This is a genomic window from Pirellulales bacterium, from assembly GCA_035656635.1.
Taxonomy (GTDB): Bacteria; Planctomycetota; Planctomycetia; order Pirellulales; family JADZDJ01; genus DATJYL01.
Map to the genome: position 1 here is coordinate 1 of DASRSD010000183.1, position 16,983 is coordinate 16,983.

15 protein-coding genes are annotated in these 16,983 nt (G+C 58.2%); 9 read left to right on the forward strand and 6 right to left on the reverse strand.

Annotated features, from left to right (window positions below; all coding sequences use genetic code 11):
- The 5 genes from VFE46_18940 to VFE46_18960 form a co-directional block, all read right to left on the reverse strand.
- The coding region (locus VFE46_18940) for a HAMP domain-containing sensor histidine kinase (GenBank protein HZZ30081.1) at positions 1-1,250 on the reverse strand (1,250 nt) is incomplete at its 3' end.
- A gap of 144 nt (positions 1,251-1,394) precedes the next feature.
- Positions 1,395-1,976 carry a response regulator gene (locus VFE46_18945; GenBank protein ID HZZ30082.1) on the reverse strand — a complete coding sequence of 194 codons (582 nt, stop codon included), beginning with the start codon at positions 1,974-1,976 and terminating at the stop codon, positions 1,395-1,397.
- Positions 1,977-2,389: 413 nt separating this feature from the next.
- Positions 2,390-4,243, reverse strand: a complete 1,854-nt coding sequence (mnmG, locus tag VFE46_18950; GenBank protein HZZ30083.1) for a tRNA uridine-5-carboxymethylaminomethyl(34) synthesis enzyme MnmG — start codon at positions 4,241-4,243, stop codon at positions 2,390-2,392.
- Positions 4,244-4,800: 557 nt separating this feature from the next.
- Complete coding sequence (locus VFE46_18955) at positions 4,801-5,337, reverse strand: general stress protein (protein HZZ30084.1); 537 nt, start codon at positions 5,335-5,337, stop codon at positions 4,801-4,803.
- 108 nt (positions 5,338-5,445) lie between these two features.
- Positions 5,446-6,321 carry an ATPase domain-containing protein gene (locus VFE46_18960; GenBank protein ID HZZ30085.1) on the reverse strand — a complete coding sequence of 292 codons (876 nt, stop codon included), beginning with the start codon at positions 6,319-6,321 and terminating at the stop codon, positions 5,446-5,448.
- Between the two features lie 438 nt (positions 6,322-6,759).
- On the opposite strand from VFE46_18960, the gene VFE46_18965 reads away from it, so the two are divergent.
- The 5 genes from VFE46_18965 to VFE46_18985 all read left to right on the forward strand — a co-directional run bounded on the left by VFE46_18965 (position 6,760) and on the right by VFE46_18985 (position 12,361).
- A complete protein-coding gene (locus VFE46_18965) occupies positions 6,760-7,227 on the forward strand; it encodes a hypothetical protein (GenBank protein HZZ30086.1) in 468 nt (155 codons plus the stop codon).
- 120 nt (positions 7,228-7,347) lie between these two features.
- Positions 7,348-8,817, forward strand: coding sequence for a PQQ-binding-like beta-propeller repeat protein (locus VFE46_18970; GenBank protein HZZ30087.1), 1,470 nt, complete (start codon positions 7,348-7,350; stop codon positions 8,815-8,817).
- A 16-nt stretch (positions 8,818-8,833) separates the two neighbouring features.
- A complete protein-coding gene (locus VFE46_18975) occupies positions 8,834-9,700 on the forward strand; it encodes an alpha/beta fold hydrolase (protein HZZ30088.1) in 867 nt (288 codons plus the stop codon).
- Between the two features lie 57 nt (positions 9,701-9,757).
- The gene (locus tag VFE46_18980) at positions 9,758-10,888 is read left to right on the forward strand and encodes a hypothetical protein (GenBank protein HZZ30089.1); all 1,131 of its coding nucleotides are present in this window, start codon (positions 9,758-9,760) and stop codon (positions 10,886-10,888) included.
- Positions 10,889-10,909: 21 nt separating this feature from the next.
- Positions 10,910-12,361 carry an aldehyde dehydrogenase family protein gene (locus tag VFE46_18985; GenBank protein ID HZZ30090.1) on the forward strand — a complete coding sequence of 484 codons (1,452 nt, stop codon included), beginning with the start codon at positions 10,910-10,912 and terminating at the stop codon, positions 12,359-12,361.
- Positions 12,362-12,380: 19 nt separating this feature from the next.
- On the opposite strand, the gene VFE46_18990 is transcribed toward VFE46_18985, so the two are convergent.
- The gene (locus VFE46_18990; GenBank protein HZZ30091.1) at positions 12,381-12,764 is read right to left on the reverse strand and encodes a four helix bundle protein; all 384 of its coding nucleotides are present in this window, start codon (positions 12,762-12,764) and stop codon (positions 12,381-12,383) included.
- 109 nt (positions 12,765-12,873) lie between these two features.
- Between VFE46_18990 and VFE46_18995 the strand changes: the two genes are divergently transcribed.
- The 4 genes from VFE46_18995 (at position 12,874) to VFE46_19010 (ending at position 16,983) form a co-directional block, all read left to right on the forward strand.
- The gene (locus VFE46_18995; GenBank protein ID HZZ30092.1) at positions 12,874-14,025 is read left to right on the forward strand and encodes an iron-containing alcohol dehydrogenase; all 1,152 of its coding nucleotides are present in this window, start codon (positions 12,874-12,876) and stop codon (positions 14,023-14,025) included.
- A gap of 185 nt (positions 14,026-14,210) precedes the next feature.
- A complete protein-coding gene (locus VFE46_19000) occupies positions 14,211-14,555 on the forward strand; it encodes a GxxExxY protein (GenBank protein HZZ30093.1) in 345 nt (114 codons plus the stop codon).
- Between the two features lie 14 nt (positions 14,556-14,569).
- Positions 14,570-15,886: a PQQ-binding-like beta-propeller repeat protein gene (locus VFE46_19005; protein HZZ30094.1), complete on the forward strand. Its 1,317-nt coding sequence runs from the start codon at positions 14,570-14,572 to the stop codon at positions 15,884-15,886.
- An 11-nt stretch (positions 15,887-15,897) separates the two neighbouring features.
- Positions 15,898-16,983 carry a twin-arginine translocation signal domain-containing protein gene (locus tag VFE46_19010; protein ID HZZ30095.1) on the forward strand — a complete coding sequence of 362 codons (1,086 nt, stop codon included), beginning with the start codon at positions 15,898-15,900 and terminating at the stop codon, positions 16,981-16,983.

Below are 16,983 nucleotides of genomic sequence, written 5' to 3' on the forward strand. Positions count from 1 at the left end.
AGCTTGTCGCGAATTTCCGGCGCGATGCCGGGGCCATTGTCGGTGACTTGAATCTGCACCGCGCTCGTGGGTTGCTCGGTCGAGCCTTCGACGCCGTCGCAACGGCAAACTTCGATGGTCACTTGACCTCCCTGGTTCAGCGCTTCTAGCGAATTTTGGCACACGGCGCGTAAGGCCACGCGCAATTGCGCTGCATCGGCAACAATGGGCAGCGGTTCGATCCGGGTCGGCGCCTGCAGCGTGGTTTGTTGCGCGGCGGCCTGTTCGGCCAGCCCGGCGAGCACTTCGCGAACCAAAGCCGTTACATCAACTTGCTCCCACACCGGTCGCGGCGGATGGGCAAAGAGCATCATGTCCGCGAGCATTTCGTGAGCGCGAAAAGCTTGTGTGTTGATGGCCGCTAATCTGCGGCGCCGCTCCGGATGCGTTTCCTCTTTGAGCAGAGTTTGCGCGCGACTGGCGATATTGGCCAAGGGATTGTTGAGTTCGTGTCCTGCGCCGTAGGCAAATTCTTTGAGTGATTCGAGCTTGGCCGTTTGCAAACGCTCTGCAAAGCTTTGTTCCAGCTCCACCAGGCGGCGCAATTGCGCTGCGAGCGCCGGCAACGTTTTGTGGATGCCAGGAATTTCTACCAGCCAGCGACGCCAAGCTTCGTCGGCGGCCGGACGCGCCACGGGGTAAGTGGAGTTGTCCGCCGCAGGCGCTGTCAATGGCCACGCTGGCCAGGCAGCGACGGGGCCCGCTTCGCTATTGTTTGCAGCCAGCAACCATTCCTGCCAGCGGGTGGTTAAGGCCGCGAGATAGCACGGTTCCGAAAGCGCATTTTCGCGGCCGGCTACACGCAAAGCATGTTGTGCTGCGCCGATCGATTCGGCCACGAGCGCCGCAAACTTCCCGTGCTGATCGGACGAAAGCTCACTTGCGGCCGGGGCATCGCACCAATCGAGCAACTGCAGCAAGCGTGGCGCCAGCCAGGCGGCGAGCAACGTAATCGATTGCGGAAACTCCGCGGTGAAAGACGGCGGGGAAGGATTCGCCTGCGGCCTGGTTTTGGCCACCTGCCACACGGTCCAAATTGCCAGAGCCGGATCGGCTGACAGGGTGGCGCATAAATTGCGCGCAAGATCAGTATTCGTTTTTTCAGCCAAGGCCTCCAGCAATGCCAAGACGGAGGAATCGCACAAGGGCAAACGCCAATGGCGTGACTCGTGAACGATCGCAGGCAGGCTGAGCAATGTGCGGGAAGTCATGTCGACTGTTTAATAGGCCACGGCCCTGGGCACAAACGCATCGCCAGCCACGCGGCAAAAAAGTTGCCAAACAATAAAAGCCCACGGGCGCTAACCCATGGGCTTGGAGTTTTGTCGTGTTCATCCAACCGGCCGGCTGGCAAACTAACCGGTGGTTACCGATTCCACATCCAGCAGAGTCCCGATCCGATCGACCAAGGTTTCCACTTCGAACGGCTTGTGCATAAAGTCGTTGGCACCGGCGGCTTTCAAATCTTCGATTTTGTCGTTTTCGATCATGCCGGAAATGCAGATAATTTTTACATCATCCATGGTTTTGTCGCCGCGCACTCGCTGGCAGACCTCGCGCCCGTTGATGTCGGGCAGCATGACGTCCAGGACCAGCAAATCGGGACGATATTCCTTGACCATCATGCCGGCATCGAACCCGTTATTGACGGAACGGACTTCGAAGCGGCCGTCTTTTTCCAAGACATCGACAATCAGGTCGACCAGTTCTTGATCGTCGTCGACGACCAGGATTTTCCGCTTGCCGCTTTCGAGCGCATCGGTCGGAATGCCGTTGTCGCGCATGAAGGAGTACAACTCGGCCCGGGGAATGCGACGAAACCGGCTGCCAGGAACTCGGAAGCCCTTGAGTTGGCCGGAATCAAAGCAGCGAATAATAGTTTGTTGACTGACTTTGCAAATTTTGGCGGCTTCGCCGGTCGTGAATACGGTTTTCATCTGGCAAACTACCCTCTCGCTAGCCGCGGCGCAGCTAGTCTCAGCGGGACCCACGATTTGCATCTGTTCCGCAAGACGCCTCGGGGTACCTAGTCCTCCGTGTTTCGCAAAGACGAGCGCCGAACGATTATCACGCACGGCCTCACCGGGAAAAGTCTCTCGTCCACCCTTGACGCAAGATTCCTGTAACCAACCCAGCATACTGAGCAACCTGAAGTTGCCAAGGATGACAGACTGGATTCACCTAACCCGCCTTACCAATATTGCCATCCATGCGAATTATAGCCATCTTGTTGTTTACGTCAAGATTGATCTAATCGCCGCAACCGGCGGACAACAAATAACTTGCGCAAAACATAAATTTCTCCTTAGTCGCCTCATTTCTTATTCTAACAGCTCTTTTCATGTGGTTTTTACCCCTCCAAATGCACTAGCAAAACTGCTACGTCTGTGGGAGTTATGCCGCTAATTCGACTAGCCTGAGCCAAACTTACTGGCCGTACTCGGGCAAATTTTTCACGGGCTTCCGTGCGAAGCTGAACGAGGGAAGCGTAATCGAAACTCGCCGGAATCCGCTTTTCCTGCAGCCGGCGCAGGCGAGAGATTTCCACTTCCTGGCGCTCCACATAGCCGGCGTACTTTAGGTCGTACTCGATGCTGCGCGCCGTCTCTGCCGACGCCTGGGCAAGTTCCGGAAGTTGGGCGACCAACTCCGGCCAGCCAATCTCCGGCCGTCTTAATAGTTTGGCTAGCGAAACTTCGCCAACTCTAGTGGTTTCCAAAAGTGCCAAGCTCTGAGCGATAGCAATTTGCTTTTGCTCGAAGCGCTGCCATCGCCGCTCGTCGACCAGGCCAATTTGCCGGCCCAGCGGCGTTAGCCGGCGATCCGCATTATCTTGCCGCAGCGAAAGGCGGAATTCTGCGCGGCTGGTGAACATGCGGTAGGGCTCGTCCACTCCGCGCGTTACCAAGTCGTCGATCAACACGCCGATGTACCCTTGTTCGCGCGCCAGCATCAGCGGCTCGGCGCCGCGCAACATTAAAGCCGCGTTAATCCCGGCCATCAATCCTTGAGCAGCCGCTTCTTCGTAACCGGTGGTGCCGTTAATTTGACCGGCGAAGTACAACCCGTTAACAAGCTTCGTTTCCAAGCTGGGCCACAGTTGCACCGGCGGAGCGTAATCGTATTCCACCGCGTAGCCATAGCGCATAATCTCGGCCCGCTCCAGTCCCGGAATCAGCGGCAGCATTGCGTCTTGCACATCGCGCGGCAAGCTGGTCGATACGCCGTTCACGTAAACTTCCAGCGTGTTGCGTCCTTCCGGCTCCAAGAACAACTGATGCCGCTCCTTATCCGCAAACCGCACTACCTTGTCTTCAATCGACGGGCAATACCGTGGCCCGCGCGATTGAATTTGCCCCGAGTACATGGGCGCCCGGTGCAAATTGGCGCGAATTAAATCATGCACGGCCTGGTTGGTGTAGGTAATCCAACACGGCATTTGATTCTGCGTGATGCGGTCACTCAGAAAACTGAACGGCTGCGGATCGTCATCGCCCGGTTGAAGTTCGCAGCGGCTGTAATCGATCGTGCGGCCGTTCAAGCGACAAGGAGTGCCGGTTTTGAAGCGTGCCAGTTCGAAGCCTAATCGCACCAGCGCGCCGCTGATGCCGGCAGTGGTTCCTTCCCCGGCGCGGCCGCCGGGCGTTTGAGTTTCGCCCGTGTGCATAATCGCTTGCAAAAACGTGCCGGTGGTGAGAATGATCGCGCGGGCCCGGTATTCGGCGCCGCCGCGAACCCGAACGCCGGTGATGCGCGAAGGTTCGGAATGGGGAATGGGGAATGGGGAATGGGGAATGGGGAACGAAGATGGTTCGACCAGCAAGTCTTCCACCACTTCTTGCCGCAGTACAAGATTCACTTGCGATTCCACAATCCGCTTCATTTCCTGCTGATATGCTTTTTTATCGGCCTGGGCCCGGGGGCTGTGCATGGCCGGGCCTTTGCGGCGGTTCAGCAGGCGGAATTGAATGCCGGTGGCATCGATGGCCTGGCCCATGGCTCCCCCTAGCGCGTCGATTTCCCGCACAATTTGCCCCTTGGCCACGCCGCCAATGGCCGGATTGCAGCTCATCTGCGCCACCGTGTCGCAGTTGGTGGTGAGCAGCGCCGTGCGAGCCCCCATCCGCGCCGCCGCCAGCGCCGCTTCGCACCCGGCATGACCGGCGCCAATCACAAGCACGTCGAATTCGTAGGGGAAGGGCATGGGGGATAGGGGTTAGTGGCTAGGGACTAGTGGCTAGAGTTAGTTTTGTTCTGAGGTTTTTATTTTCGCGACAGAACGCAATCGTTTTGTCAGCGGACAGATGAAATGGGTTCCGAAAATTGCGGGTTCGGGAATCATCATGGGTGACTCAAACAGTTCGATTTACGTTCGGCAGTGTTCATTTTCGGTGAAGTGTTTTTCGTCGCTACATTTTCTTTGAATCAAATTTATGAGACAACCTCGTGCTTCACGGCATTGTCTTGGGCATCGCCCGGCCGCGAACTCTTTGCCCGCGCATGGTCGTTTTGGCCTAAATCTGCCGGCCGCACAATATCTGTGCGCAAAGCAAAGGTGTGCTGATTTTACCGGATCGCCCGATCGCGTTCAAATCAAAATTAGGCCACTGGCAACATGCAGGTGCGCCACCGGCAATCGCATGAATTCGTAAAATGCCGCTGGCTGCAGATTAAGCTGCCACAGAGTCATTCGCCGCAAATGAACGGGAATGAACGCAAATCAGAGGAGCCATTTTGCGCGGGCTTACTGTGGCCGGCCCATTATGCCTTCGGCAAATCGTCGACGCGGGGGTCGTCGGCGTCGTCGACGGCGGCGTGCAGGCGAATTTCCACGGCGTTGGTGGCGTCGTACAAAGTTTTTTCGGCCTTGGCCACCGCCAGCGGATCGTTTCCGTGGGCCAGCACCAGCACCTGGCCCGATTTGATTTTTGCTTCATACCCGGGGATGTGATCTTTGTGCACGCTCCAGCCGCGGATGGCGCCAATCAATCCGCCCACGACCACGCCGGTCAGTGCGCCCAGTGGCCCGGCAATGAACACGCCGGTGCCGGCCAATGTCACCACCGTGCCGCCGCCGAGCAGACCGATGACGCCGCCAATGCCGGCGCCAATGGCGGCATCTTTTTGGGATTCGTCCCCCAGTTCCAGCGCCCGCTTGACGGCCGCCGATTCGTTCTGGAGCGTGGCAGTGACCAGCGAAATGTTAGTTTTCGGAAAGCCGGAGCCGATGAGCTTATTGATTGCCGCTTGGGCATCGGCGACATTCTGATAAACGGCCACAACGCATTCTTCAGGCATGGTGGGAGCTAGGGGTTAGAGAGTAGGGGGTAGAGGGTAGGGGGCTAGTAAGAAATCTTGCAAACTGTGTGCCGTGGAGCGATCACATCATAACGCCGGAAGCAGGATTTAGGCTAGTCGCAGGCCGTGGTCGGTAATTTCGAACGGCACGGTCTGATCGCTGGCCGCGCTGCCCCGATGCTTGGCAATGTGCAAGGCCCGGCGGATTTTGCCGCCATCCATCACTTTGCCCAATTGAATGATGGTGTTGGCGTTGGCCAGCACGTCCCCTTCGTCCAGCGGCCGGCGAATTAGCTCGTCCAGCATGGTCTCGGCCGAAGTGTATAGCAGCAGGCAGCCAATTTGCTCGTGATCGTAACATGCCTGGGCCACGGCCTCAGCATATTCGCGGAATCGCTGGCGAAACAAATCGCGGGCGACCCAATCGGCCTGCTTGCGCAGAATTTGATGATAGACGTAATCGAACAGCTCGAATTGGATCGATTCGCTGTGCCGGCCGGCCGGTTCCACGCCGTCGATCACCGTCCGGCGCACGCCTTGGATAAAGTTCCCGTAGAAGAAGGCAATGGCCGCGTTCAGCCGGGCGTTCAATTCGGCGCGCCACTCGTGCCAGGCGTCAAAATCTAAATCAGATCGACTGACACGTTTGCCGCGGCGATCGAAAATGTGCAAGTAATCGCCGTGGCAGCGGAGCGGGTTGAAAAAATCGTCCAGGGCCGGCGACGCGGCAGCGCTGGCCGGATGCAGCTTCCAAGCGAACATCCGCTGGGCATACTCGGCCTGACTTTGCGAATCGCCGCGGGCGGTCATGTCCAAAATAATGCCGCGGTGCTGTTCCTGATGTTGGCCCGCCTCGGCAAATTGTAACCCCAGTTGCGTTTTGCCGATGCCCGTTGCCCCGACCACCACCGTTAGCCGACCGGGAAGCAACCCGCCCCCGAGCAGCTCGTCGAGACCAGGGATGCCGGTAGAGAGGCGGGACATTGCGGGGTGGGAAATGGGGAGTGTGGAATGGGGAATGGGGGAGTGCGGAATGGGGAATGTCGGCCGTTCGTTTAACCCCGGCGGCCACGCCGGGCGGCCACCGAAGACCTTTCAAGCGGCAGCGTGGTTCGCCGATGAATCGATAGTACCAGTTGAGAAGCGCAGATTGAACGATGCCCATCGTCCCGCGGTTTGAAATGCTAGCGGCGGCTTGGGCGGAGGCATGGTGATTGATCTGCCGGCAGTCGGGGCGACAGCGGAATTCCGGATTTGGCATGGTTGCCCGGCGAGCGTGTTTGTCGGGAAATTCAACGGGAAAGCTCAATTCCGCCAGAAAGCTCAAATTGTCCATGATCTTACTGGCAAGTAGTGGCAGAGGAGGGAGTTTGTTGTTAAATTAAGAGTTTAACACCTCATCTGACTTAGGATTCGCTCTCGATGTCAAACTCGATCCGCCCGGCCACCCCGTTGTATACCCAAGTCGATATTACTACGGCTGCCGCATCCATCCCTGCCCCGGCGGCCGGCAATTTGCTGGAGCAGAACCAGTTGCTGCACGATATGCTGCTGGCACTGGACCGGCAAAACGAATTGATGGAAGAGCTGATTTCGCAGGTCGGCTCGGTCCAAAAGCAACGGGCCAACGAATTAAAGCAATGGAAAGAGGCCAATCCGCGGTTGGCGCACCGCTGCCGCATTGCCTCCGAAGCGCTGACCAAAGTGCAGACCGAATTCCTGGAAACGCTGACCACGGAAGTCAACGAAAACCCCGACGCCCTGATCGACGGTGATTTCTTCCTGAACGAATTCATCGATCGCTACGGCCCTCGGCTGGCGCATTTGAACGGCGTGCTCCAGGTGTTGGCGCAATTGGGCAGTGCATCCAGCCCGGCCAACTCGCAATAACGCTTACAATCTAACCCCATTCCGTGGCATGTTCCGCGAGGAAACGGAACCCGGCCATGGCTCCCCTTGGTTACGCGGAAGCCGCCGTAAGGATTTTTGCCGGCGCTTCGCACAGGATTCATGCGCATTCAGCTTGCGTTTTGTGGGCATGACGGCCCGTTGGCGCCGATGTGGATTGCCCTGCTGGCGGCATGGTGCGCCTGCGGTTGCGGGCAAGAACATGGACGGCCCGATGTGGTGCTGTCGCTGCCGGCCAGCGCGGAATCGGCCATAGCGTCCAATCCCACGATTTCCAGTGCGGCAACCTTCCAACCCTCGGCGGTTCCAGGCGAGGCGGCAGATAGGACGGAGCCGGCGGTTGCCGATTTAAACTGGCCCGGCTGGCGCGGTGAAAACACTTCCGGCCTATCGGCCTCGCAGCATTTGCCGATTGAGTGGACCACGGAAAAATGCATTCGCTGGAAGCAGCCGGTGCCAGGGCGTGGAAATTCTTCGCCCGTGATTTGGGGCGATCATGTATTGATTACCTCGGCGCTGGGGGAAGACGAGGGAAGCAAGCTGGTGGTGTGCGCGCTGGATCGTCGCAGCGGCGCGCCGCAATGGCAGGCCGATGCCGGTACGGCGCGCGGTTCTAAGCACAATAAAAATGGTTATGCCTCGGCCTCGGTCGTGACCGATGGCCAGCGGGTGTTTGCCAGCTTTGGCAGCGCCGGCTTGTTTGCTTTTGATTTGGACACCGGCCATCCACTGTGGCACGCTGATTTAGGACCCCTGACGCACGAATGGGGCAGCGCCTCCAGCCCCGTGTTGGTGGGCCAGAACGTCATTCAATTGTGCGATAGCGCGACCGAATCGAGCCTGAAGGCATTCGATCAGCGCACGGGCCAGCCGGTGTGGAGCACGCCGCGCACCAGCACCGGTTCCTGGAGCACGCCGGTAATAATCGATGCGGTAGACGCAGCCGGGCAGCAGCGGCCAGAGTTGGTGGTAAATGGCACGGGTGTGGATGGCTCGGGCAGCGGCTTTATCACAGCGTATGATCCGGCCGATGGCCACGAATTGTGGCGCGTGCAAGGAACGACCGACGTGGTATGTCCGACGGCCATCGTGTGCGGAGGATTAGTCATTAGCACCAGTGGGCGGAATGGACCCATCATTGCCATTCGGCCCGGCGGAAGCGGCGATGTCACCGCCAGCCGCATCGCTTGGAAATATTCTCGCGGCGGGGCCTATGTGCCGACCGGCGTGGCCCTGGGGAATCGGTTGTACTTGATCGCTGACGGCGGCGTGATGAGTTGCTTGAATTTGGCCAGCGGCGAAGAAGTATGGCGCGAGCGGTTGAAGGGCACGTTCACCCCCAGCCTCGTTGCGGCCGATGGGCACATTTACGCCACGAACGAATTCGGCACGGTGTACGTGCTGGCTGCCGGCGACAAATTTCAAACGCTGGCCGCCAACGACATGCAAGAACGCACTTTGTGCACCCCGGCCATTGCCGGCGACCTGTTTTTGCGCACCGAAACCCAGCTATACTGCGTGGCAGGCGGGCAGCAGGACGATCGATCGGGCCAGGTTTCCGGCAATCAGTAAACAGAGCCGATTTCGAATGTCTCATGTTGAATTAGTCCAGGTGCGAACGGCCGACGGTCTGCGCTTGGTTGGCGCGCTGGCGATGCCAAAGCATGTCGATTCGCCGCGCCAGCCGCCGGTCGATGCGGTGTTGTGCGTGCATGGCACCGGCAGCAACTTTTACGCCTCGGCACTGTTCGAGGGCCTGGCTTCCAAACTGTTGGCCGATGGCATTGCCGTGCTGCGCGTGAACACACGGGGACACGATGTGCTTAGCATCGCCAGCACGCTGCACGGTCCGCAGCGAGCGGGCTCGGCCCTGGAGCACGTGGACGATTGCCGCCACGACCTGGTCGCTTGGTTGGAGTGCTTGGCGGCGCGCGGCTGCCAATCGGTGGCGCTGGTGGGGCACAGCCTGGGGGCCATCAAAGCGCTATATACCGCAGTTCGAATGCAACATCCGGCGCTGGTGCGGTTGGTGGCGATTTCTCCGCCGCGGCTGTCGCACGCGCATTATCTATCTTCCGAGAAGCGCGACGAATTTCTGGCTCATTACCGCCTGGCGCAGGAACATTTGGCGGCAGGGCACGGCGAGGCGCTGATGGAAATCAAAACGCCGCTGCCGTTTTTGGTCTCGGCCGCCAGCTTCATCGACAAGTACGGCCCTGAGGAAAAATATAACTTTTTGCGCGAACTGGACCGCATCAATCTGCCCACGCTGTTTGCTTTTGGCGACGTGGAACTGCAGGAGATGAATTTTCGCGGCCTGCCCGAAGCGATTTTGGCGGCCGCCTCGCCGGCCCAAAATATCCGCGTAGTCACCATCGCCGGAGCCAATCACATTTACACCGGCCAAATCGACGAGCTAGCGCACAAAATCCGCGCCTGGCTGGCGACAAACTGACTTCGGGCGATAAAATCAGTAGCTTGCCGGTTACCCGGGAATCGCTAAGGATCTTGCATGACCTCCGCCGCCGCTTTGCCAGCCCAAATTCAATCTTTGGTTGCCGCTGCCCGGGAACGGCTTGATGCCCACGTGTACGAAACCGTGCAGTGGCATTTTCATCCGTCCACCGGCTGTCCATTCTGGCTGGAGAAGGCCAAGGAATTGAAGTTCGATCCGCTGAAAGAAGTGCGCACGTTCGACGACTTGAAAAAGTTTCCGGAATTCCAGGACGAATGGCTCCGCGGCGGACCGGTGCGGCGCTGGGTGCCCAAGGCGCTGGCCGATAAGCCGATTTACGTGTTTGAAACCGGCGGCACCACGGGCATCCCCAAAAGCCGCATTGCCAGCGAAGATTTTCGCATCGATTACTCGCTATTCAGCGATACGCTGCCGGAAAAATATTTTCCCAAGGGCGCCAACTGGTTGATGCTGGGTCCGTCAGGGCCGCGGCGGCTGCGGCTGGCCGTGGAGCATTTGGCACAACATCGCGGCGGCATTTGCTTTTGCATCGATTTGGATCCGCGGTGGGTCATCAAGCTGATCAAGCGCGGCTGGATGGAGCATTTGGAAGCGTACAAGCAACACTGCATCGAACAGGCGATCACCATTTTGCGCGCCGGCCACGAGATCAAGTGCATGTTCACTACGCCCAAGCTGCTGGAGGCGCTGGCGCTGGAACTGGAGAAGCAAGGGTCCAGCATTCCGAAGGAAGGCATTACGGGAATTTTCAGCGGCGGCACAGAATTCACGCCGCAATGGACCCGCTTTGCCGTCGAGGAATTTTTGGGCGGGCCGCCGGAGCAAAGCGGCGTGTACATGACTCCGACGTACGGCAACACGCTGATGGGCCTGGCCGCCAGCAAGCCGATCACCGCCGCCGACGGCTACAAAATTAGCTACTACGCGCCGCAACCGCGGGCGATGGTGGAAGTCGTCGAGTTCAAAAACTACAACAACGTGGTCGGCTACGGCCAAACAGGCCGGGCGAAATTGACCACGCTGACCAAAGAATTTTTTGTGCCTGGGTTCCTGGAGCGAGACGAAGGGGAGCGTGAACCGCCATTCGAAAAATATCCCTGGGACGGTGTCAGCGGCGTGCGCCCCTTTCACGAGCTGGCCGAAGCCACGACGGTTGGGGTGTATTAAAGCGGGGAGTAAGGGTGGTTAATGTTAAATTTGCCTGTCATCCGCTGGGGCCAGCCATACGATTCGCTGGAGAAGGACCAGGTGGTTCACTTCCTCAGCGGCGAGCCGATTGCTTCGGTCAGCCAGGCAAACGGGGCGCTTTTGCAGCGCGACATGCGCAATGCCAAGCAGGCCCGGAAGGCACTGTTGGATTTCAAGCCGGAAGAACTGATCGAGCGGATCAAAAAAGCGGCGGATTTGTATTTGAACGCCACGTTGCCGATGGGCGATGGCACGCAATCGCCCCAGCAGTTTTCCCGACAGCAATCGGCCAGCACCGGCCTGCCGGAGCACATGGCCAAAGGGAACATGGCCAAAAACCATTTCGTGCTGACGCACATGGATCAAATGCTCGATGCGCTCACTCGCGGACTGCCGCTGTCGATTCTTTCGCGCGGCTATGGGGTGGAAAGCCGCGGCGTGGTGGTGAGCTATCAATGCCAAGCGCCGGCCCTGGGCGTGGTGCTGCCGTCCAACTCGCCGGGCGTGCACACGCTGTGGCTGCCGGTGATACCCATGCAGGTGGGCCTGGTCCTCAAGCCTGGGCCGCAAGAGCCGTGGACGCCGTATCGCATGACCGCGGCCTTTGTGCAGGCAGGCATTCCAGCCGAGGCGATCGGTATTTACCCCGGCGGGGCCGATGCCGGCGCTGCGGTGCTGGCCAGTTGCGAGCGGAGCATGATTTTCGGCGGCGCCGCCACCGTGGAACGCTACAAAGGCAATCCGAAAGTGAGCGTGCACGGTCCGGGCTTCAGCAAAATTCTGCTCGGCGATGACATGGTGGACGAGTGGGAAAAATACCTCGACGTGATGGTCGAAAGCGTGTTCATCAACAGCGGCCGAGGCTGCATCAATTGTTCCGGCATTTGGGCTTCGCGGCACACCCAAGAAATTGCTGAGGCCATCGGCAAGCGGATTGGCCCGGTGGAACCGAAACCGCCGGAGGACCCGACCGCATCGTTGGCAGCTTTCACGGTGCCCGGTCAAGCTGCCGGCGTGTGGAAGAGCATCGAGGCCGATTTGCGCGAAAGCGGCGTGCAGCATGTCACCGAGCAATACGGCCCACGGCTGGTGGAACGGGAACGCTGCGCTTATCTGCGGCCCACGGTGTTGCATTGCGAATCGCCCACGCTGGCGGCGGCGAAAAAAGAGTTCATGTTCCCGTTCGTTACCGTGGTGAAATGCCCCCAAGAAAAAATGATCGAATCGATCGGTTACACGCTGGTAGGCACGGCCATTACGAACCATCCGCAGTGGCAGCGCGAACTGACCGACGCCACGAACATTGATCGGCTGAACATCGGACCCATTCCCACCACCAAGCTCGATTGGCTCCAGCCGCACGAAGGAAGCATCGTGGAATTTTTATTCCGCGCCCGAGCGTACCAGCTTCCGCCGGATCGCGTGGCCACGTTGAAAGGGGCTAGTGGCTAGGGGCTAGTGACTAGCTTAGTCAGCGCTGTTTGGCTTTTAGCGACTTTTGAAGGCCGCGCAGCATTTTGCCGATTTCATTGAGTTGCGACAACAAATCATCGATGGCTTGTGGAGCGACGAAACCAAGATCGGCGGCAAGAATCAGTTGAGTTTCCAGTTCCGCAAGAGAACCCAGCGCATATGATATGTGGTGCAGAAACTCAAGCGTGGAATCACGTGCTTGGCCTTCTGCGATATTAGAAGGTATAGAAATGGCTGCGCGCTGGGATTGAATTGCTAAACCAAAAGTCTGTTGTTTTGGATATCGCTCGGTCAATTTGAATACGGTTTTTGCGACACCCATGGACCGTTCCCAAACCTTCAGATGACGGTAATGCCGGACTTTTAAATCTGACGAATTCATTGGAGTTCCCCAATTACGTTCCGAATGTTGTGTAACAGACCGCGCTGAAATAGCATTGTGATCGACACAAGCATCGCTAGCCACTAGTCCCTAACCACTAGCCACTCAATTGACATCGTTTGATTTTTATCCGCGGACGCGCATTGTTTTCGGGCCAGGCAAAGTGGCTGCGCTGGGTGAGTTGGCCGGCGAGCTGGGGGCCCGGCGCGTGCTGGTGGTCAGCGATCCGGGCATTGTGAAAGTCGGGCACAGCGCTCGGGCGATCAAAATGCTGGAGCAGGCGGGGATCGAAGGGCAACTCTTCGATACGGTGGGAGAAAATCCGACTACGGAGCACGTCGAAGCGGGCTTGAAAGTGGCCAAGCGCTGGGAGCCGGAACTGATTGTGGGCCTGGGGGGCGGCAGCAGTATGGATTGCGCCAAGGGAATCAATTTTCTGTACACCAACGGCGGGCAGATGCAAGATTATTGGGGCATCGGCAAAGCGACCAAGCCCATGCTCCCGATGATTGCCGTGCCGACCACGGCCGGCACCGGCAGCGAAACGCAATCGTTCGCACTCATCAGCGATGCCAAAACGCACGTCAAAATGGCCTGCGGCGATAAAAAAGCCAGCTTTCGCGTGGCGCTGTTGGATCCAGAATTAACGCTCACGCAGCCGGCACGGGTGACGGCGCTAACGGGCATTGACGCCGTGGCCCATGCCTTGGAAAGCTACGTGTGCCGGACGCGCAATCCCGCTTCGATGGCCTTCAGCCGGGAGGCATGGCTGGCCTTGGGGGGAAACTTTGCCCATGTGTTGGCCCAGCCAAGCGATTTGGCTGCCCGCGGCGGCATGCAATTGGGGGCGTGCTTTTCCGGCCTGGCGATTGAGAACAGCATGCTGGGAGCGGCGCATGCGCTGGCCAATCCGCTAACGGCCAGCTTCAACATTGCCCACGGCCAGGCGGTGGGCATGATGTTGCCGCACGTCATTCGCTTCAACGGCGAAGAGTTCGGGAATTTATATTTCGAGCTACTGGAATGCACGGCCGGCGGAAACGGCTTTCCTGCGCCGGCGGCGGGTTATCAAGGCCTGGCAGATTTCGTGGCGGAGCTGCTTCAACAGGCGGGCTTACTCGGCCGATTGCGCGAATTTAAAATCCCGGCGGAAAAGCTGGAATCGCTGGCCGCCGACGCCGCCAAGCAATGGACGGCCGAGTTCAATCCGCGAAAAGCCGGCGTGCCGGAATTGCTGTCGCTGTATCAGGCCGCGTATTGAGGCCAGGAATTGGCCGCGAATCGCCGCAAAGCAGAAAATTAGCCGCGGATGAACGCCCAGCCAAAGTATTGCCGCGAATGAACGCAAATGAACGCGAATATCTGAATGATTTAGCACAACGGGTGATCGGCGCTGCTTATGATGTTTCGAATACTTTGGGAACCGGATTTTTGGATTAGCCGCAAATGCACGCAAATTCACGCGAATATTTGAATGAATTGGCGGAGAAAGTGGTCGGTGCAGCCTACGAAGTGGCAAATGTTCTGGGGCTTGGTTTTTTGGAAAAAGTGTACGAACGGGCCATGACCAGCGAATTGACCCGACAGGGAATACGCGTGCGTCCTCAAGCGCCCATTAGCGTGATCTACAAGGATGAAATGGTGGGAGATTATTTCGTAGATCTGCTTGTCGAAGAAGTTTTAATTGTCGAGCTGAAATGCGTTGATAGTTTTTGCGATCAACATTTGGCACAATGCCTCAATTATTTGAAGGCTACTGGATATCATTTGGCGCTCCTGGTTAACTTTTAACGCAACCGGGTCGAATGGAAGCGAGTGGTCTGGAATTTTTGAAATCGGTCGCCGTTTGCATGCAACATCTGTTTCTCATTTGCGTTCATTCGCGTTCATTTGCGGCCAATCTCCTGCTGAATGCATTCCGCATCCATTCGCGTTCATTCGCGGCTAATCTCCTGCTGGGTGCATTGCTGATTTGCGGCGGTTGTGAAGGAAATCATCCTGCAGCGCCGGCAGCAGGTAATCATCCAGCAGCGGCAGTTGCTGGCGATGACAGTGACAGTTCCACCGGCGGGCCCTGGCCGGTGTTTCGCCAAAACGCTCAGGCCACGGGCGTGGCGGAGAGTACATTGCCGCAGGAGTTGCAGCTGCTCTGGAAGTACACGGTGCAGAAAGGCTCGTTCGAATCGACGCCGGTCATTGTCGACGGCGCGGTGTACATCGGCGACATGGACGGCACGTTTTACGCGCTCGATTTGCGCTCCGGTCAGGAGCGCTGGAAGTTCGACCTGGGCAAAGACAAAGCCGGCTTTACCGCCGCGGCCGCCGTGCGCGACGGGCGGGTGTATATCGGCGACATGGACGGCAATTTTTTGTGCCTGGACGCGCAGACGCACGAAAAAAAATGGACAGCCACGGCCGGCGCGGAAATCGATTCGGCGGCGAATTTCTATCACGACGTGGTGCTGTTCGGTTCGCAAGACACCACGCTGTATTGCTGCAACGCCGCTAGCGGAAAGCAGCAGTGGACGCATCAAATTGGCGATCAAATTCGCTGCTCGCCCACCGTGGTGGAAGATTGTTGTTTTCTGGCTGGTTGCGACGGCAAGCTGCATGTGATCGATTTGCACGATGGCCAAGAAACCGGCGCGGTCGAAATTGCGGCGCCCACCGGCAGCACCCCGGCCGCCAGCGGAGAGTTGATTTATTTTGGCACGGAAGGGGGCACGTTCTTGTGCGTGAATTGGAAGCGTTTGGAAAAGGTTTGGGATTGGCAGGACCGGCTGCGCGGCCAATCGATTCGTTCCAGCGCCGCCTTGACGGACAAGGCCGTGATTTTCGGTGGGCGAGATAAAATGGTTCACGCGCTGGATCCCAAGACCGGCGACAAACGGTGGGATTTTATCACCAAAGGGCGCGTCGATAGCTCGCCGGTGGTCGTGGGCCAGCGCGTGTTTTTCGGCTCGGCCGATGGCCGGATTTACGCGCTCGACATGGCCACGGGCGAAAAAGTCTGGGACTACGAATGCGGCGGCCGGCTGGTCGGCAGCCCCGCGGTGGCCCAAGGGCGCCTCGTTATCGCCAGCGATGCCGGGGTGATATACTGTTGGGGAGAGAAAAAGTGAGGAACTGAAACATGAAATTCACGCACAAATCGCCGCACCTTTCGCGGCGCGATTTCGTCAAAATTGCCGGCGTCGGTACGGGAGCCGCGCTGGCCGGAGCGCCGCTGTTTCTGCACGCCGACGATAAAGCCGGCGGCAAGCCGCCGATTTTGGGCAGCGGCGCGCACACCTATGAGGCGATTCATGGCTGGGCACAGGTGCCCGAGGGCATGCGGTTTGGCAACACGCACATGGTGCAGGAAGATTCGCAGGGGCGGATTTTCATTCATCATCAAAACGGCGCGCCCGATTCGGTGTTCATTTTCGATCCCGACGGCAAGTTTATTAAATCGTGGGGGGCCGAGTGGCGCGTTGGTGCGCACGGCATGCAACTGCGCAAGGAAGGGAACGAAGAATTTTTGTATTTGGCCACGACCAAGCAGCATCAGGTGGCGAAAACCACGCTCGATGGGGAAAAAGTATTCGTGCTCGATTATCCCAAAGAAGCGGAAAATGCCGCCAGCGATCGTTGCTATGCAAATGAGCAAAAATATTTGCCCACCAATATTGCCTTCGCCCCGAATGGCGATTTTTATGTGGCCGATGGTTACGGCTCGTATTACGTTCATCGTTACGATAAAAACGGCAAGTACATTTCCACTTTTGGCGGCGCAGGCACCGATGACGGCGTGCTCGAGGAACCGCATGGCATTTGGTGCGATACGCGCGGCCCGAATCCGATGATTTTGGTGGCCGATCGCAAGAACGAGCGGCTGCAATGGTTCGATTTGGAAGGCTCGCACCTGGAAACCTTGCTGCCGCCGGAAGAAAAGGGATTCCGCAAGCCATGCCATTTCGATCAGCGGGGCACCGAATTGCTCTTGCCGGGGCTCGATGGCCGCGTAAGTATTCTCGATAAGGACAATCAGCAAATTGTCATTTTGGGCGATAACGATAATCCGAAGCAGCGCGGCCAAAACAAGGTGCCGCCGGAGCAGCGCAAGCCGGGCGTGTTTGTTTCGCCGCACGGCTGCCTGTGGGATTGGGCCGGCAACATTTACATTACCGAGTGGCTGACCGACGGCCGAGTAATCAAGCTGCGAAAAGTGGATGCGTGA

Coding starts and splice junctions, on each gene's coding strand:
- VFE46_18975 (HZZ30088.1), top strand. CDS start 8,834: ATGTCTCATGTTGAATTAGTCCAGGTGCGAACGGCCGACGGTCTGCGC.
- VFE46_18955 (HZZ30084.1), bottom strand. CDS start 5,337: ATGCCTGAAGAATGCGTTGTGGCCGTTTATCAGAATGTCGCCGATGCC.
- mnmG (HZZ30083.1), bottom strand. CDS start 4,243: ATGCCCTTCCCCTACGAATTCGACGTGCTTGTGATTGGCGCCGGTCAT.
- VFE46_18965 (HZZ30086.1), top strand. CDS start 6,760: ATGTCAAACTCGATCCGCCCGGCCACCCCGTTGTATACCCAAGTCGAT.
- VFE46_19000 (HZZ30093.1), top strand. CDS start 14,211: ATGCACGCAAATTCACGCGAATATTTGAATGAATTGGCGGAGAAAGTG.
- VFE46_18960 (HZZ30085.1), bottom strand. CDS start 6,321: ATGTCCCGCCTCTCTACCGGCATCCCTGGTCTCGACGAGCTGCTCGGG.
- VFE46_18985 (HZZ30090.1), top strand. CDS start 10,910: ATGTTAAATTTGCCTGTCATCCGCTGGGGCCAGCCATACGATTCGCTG.
- VFE46_19005 (HZZ30094.1), top strand. CDS start 14,570: ATGGAAGCGAGTGGTCTGGAATTTTTGAAATCGGTCGCCGTTTGCATG.
- VFE46_18980 (HZZ30089.1), top strand. CDS start 9,758: ATGACCTCCGCCGCCGCTTTGCCAGCCCAAATTCAATCTTTGGTTGCC.
- VFE46_18990 (HZZ30091.1), bottom strand. CDS start 12,764: ATGAATTCGTCAGATTTAAAAGTCCGGCATTACCGTCATCTGAAGGTT.
- VFE46_18945 (HZZ30082.1), bottom strand. CDS start 1,976: ATGAAAACCGTATTCACGACCGGCGAAGCCGCCAAAATTTGCAAAGTC.
- VFE46_19010 (HZZ30095.1), top strand. CDS start 15,898: ATGAAATTCACGCACAAATCGCCGCACCTTTCGCGGCGCGATTTCGTC.
- VFE46_18970 (HZZ30087.1), top strand. CDS start 7,348: ATGCGCATTCAGCTTGCGTTTTGTGGGCATGACGGCCCGTTGGCGCCG.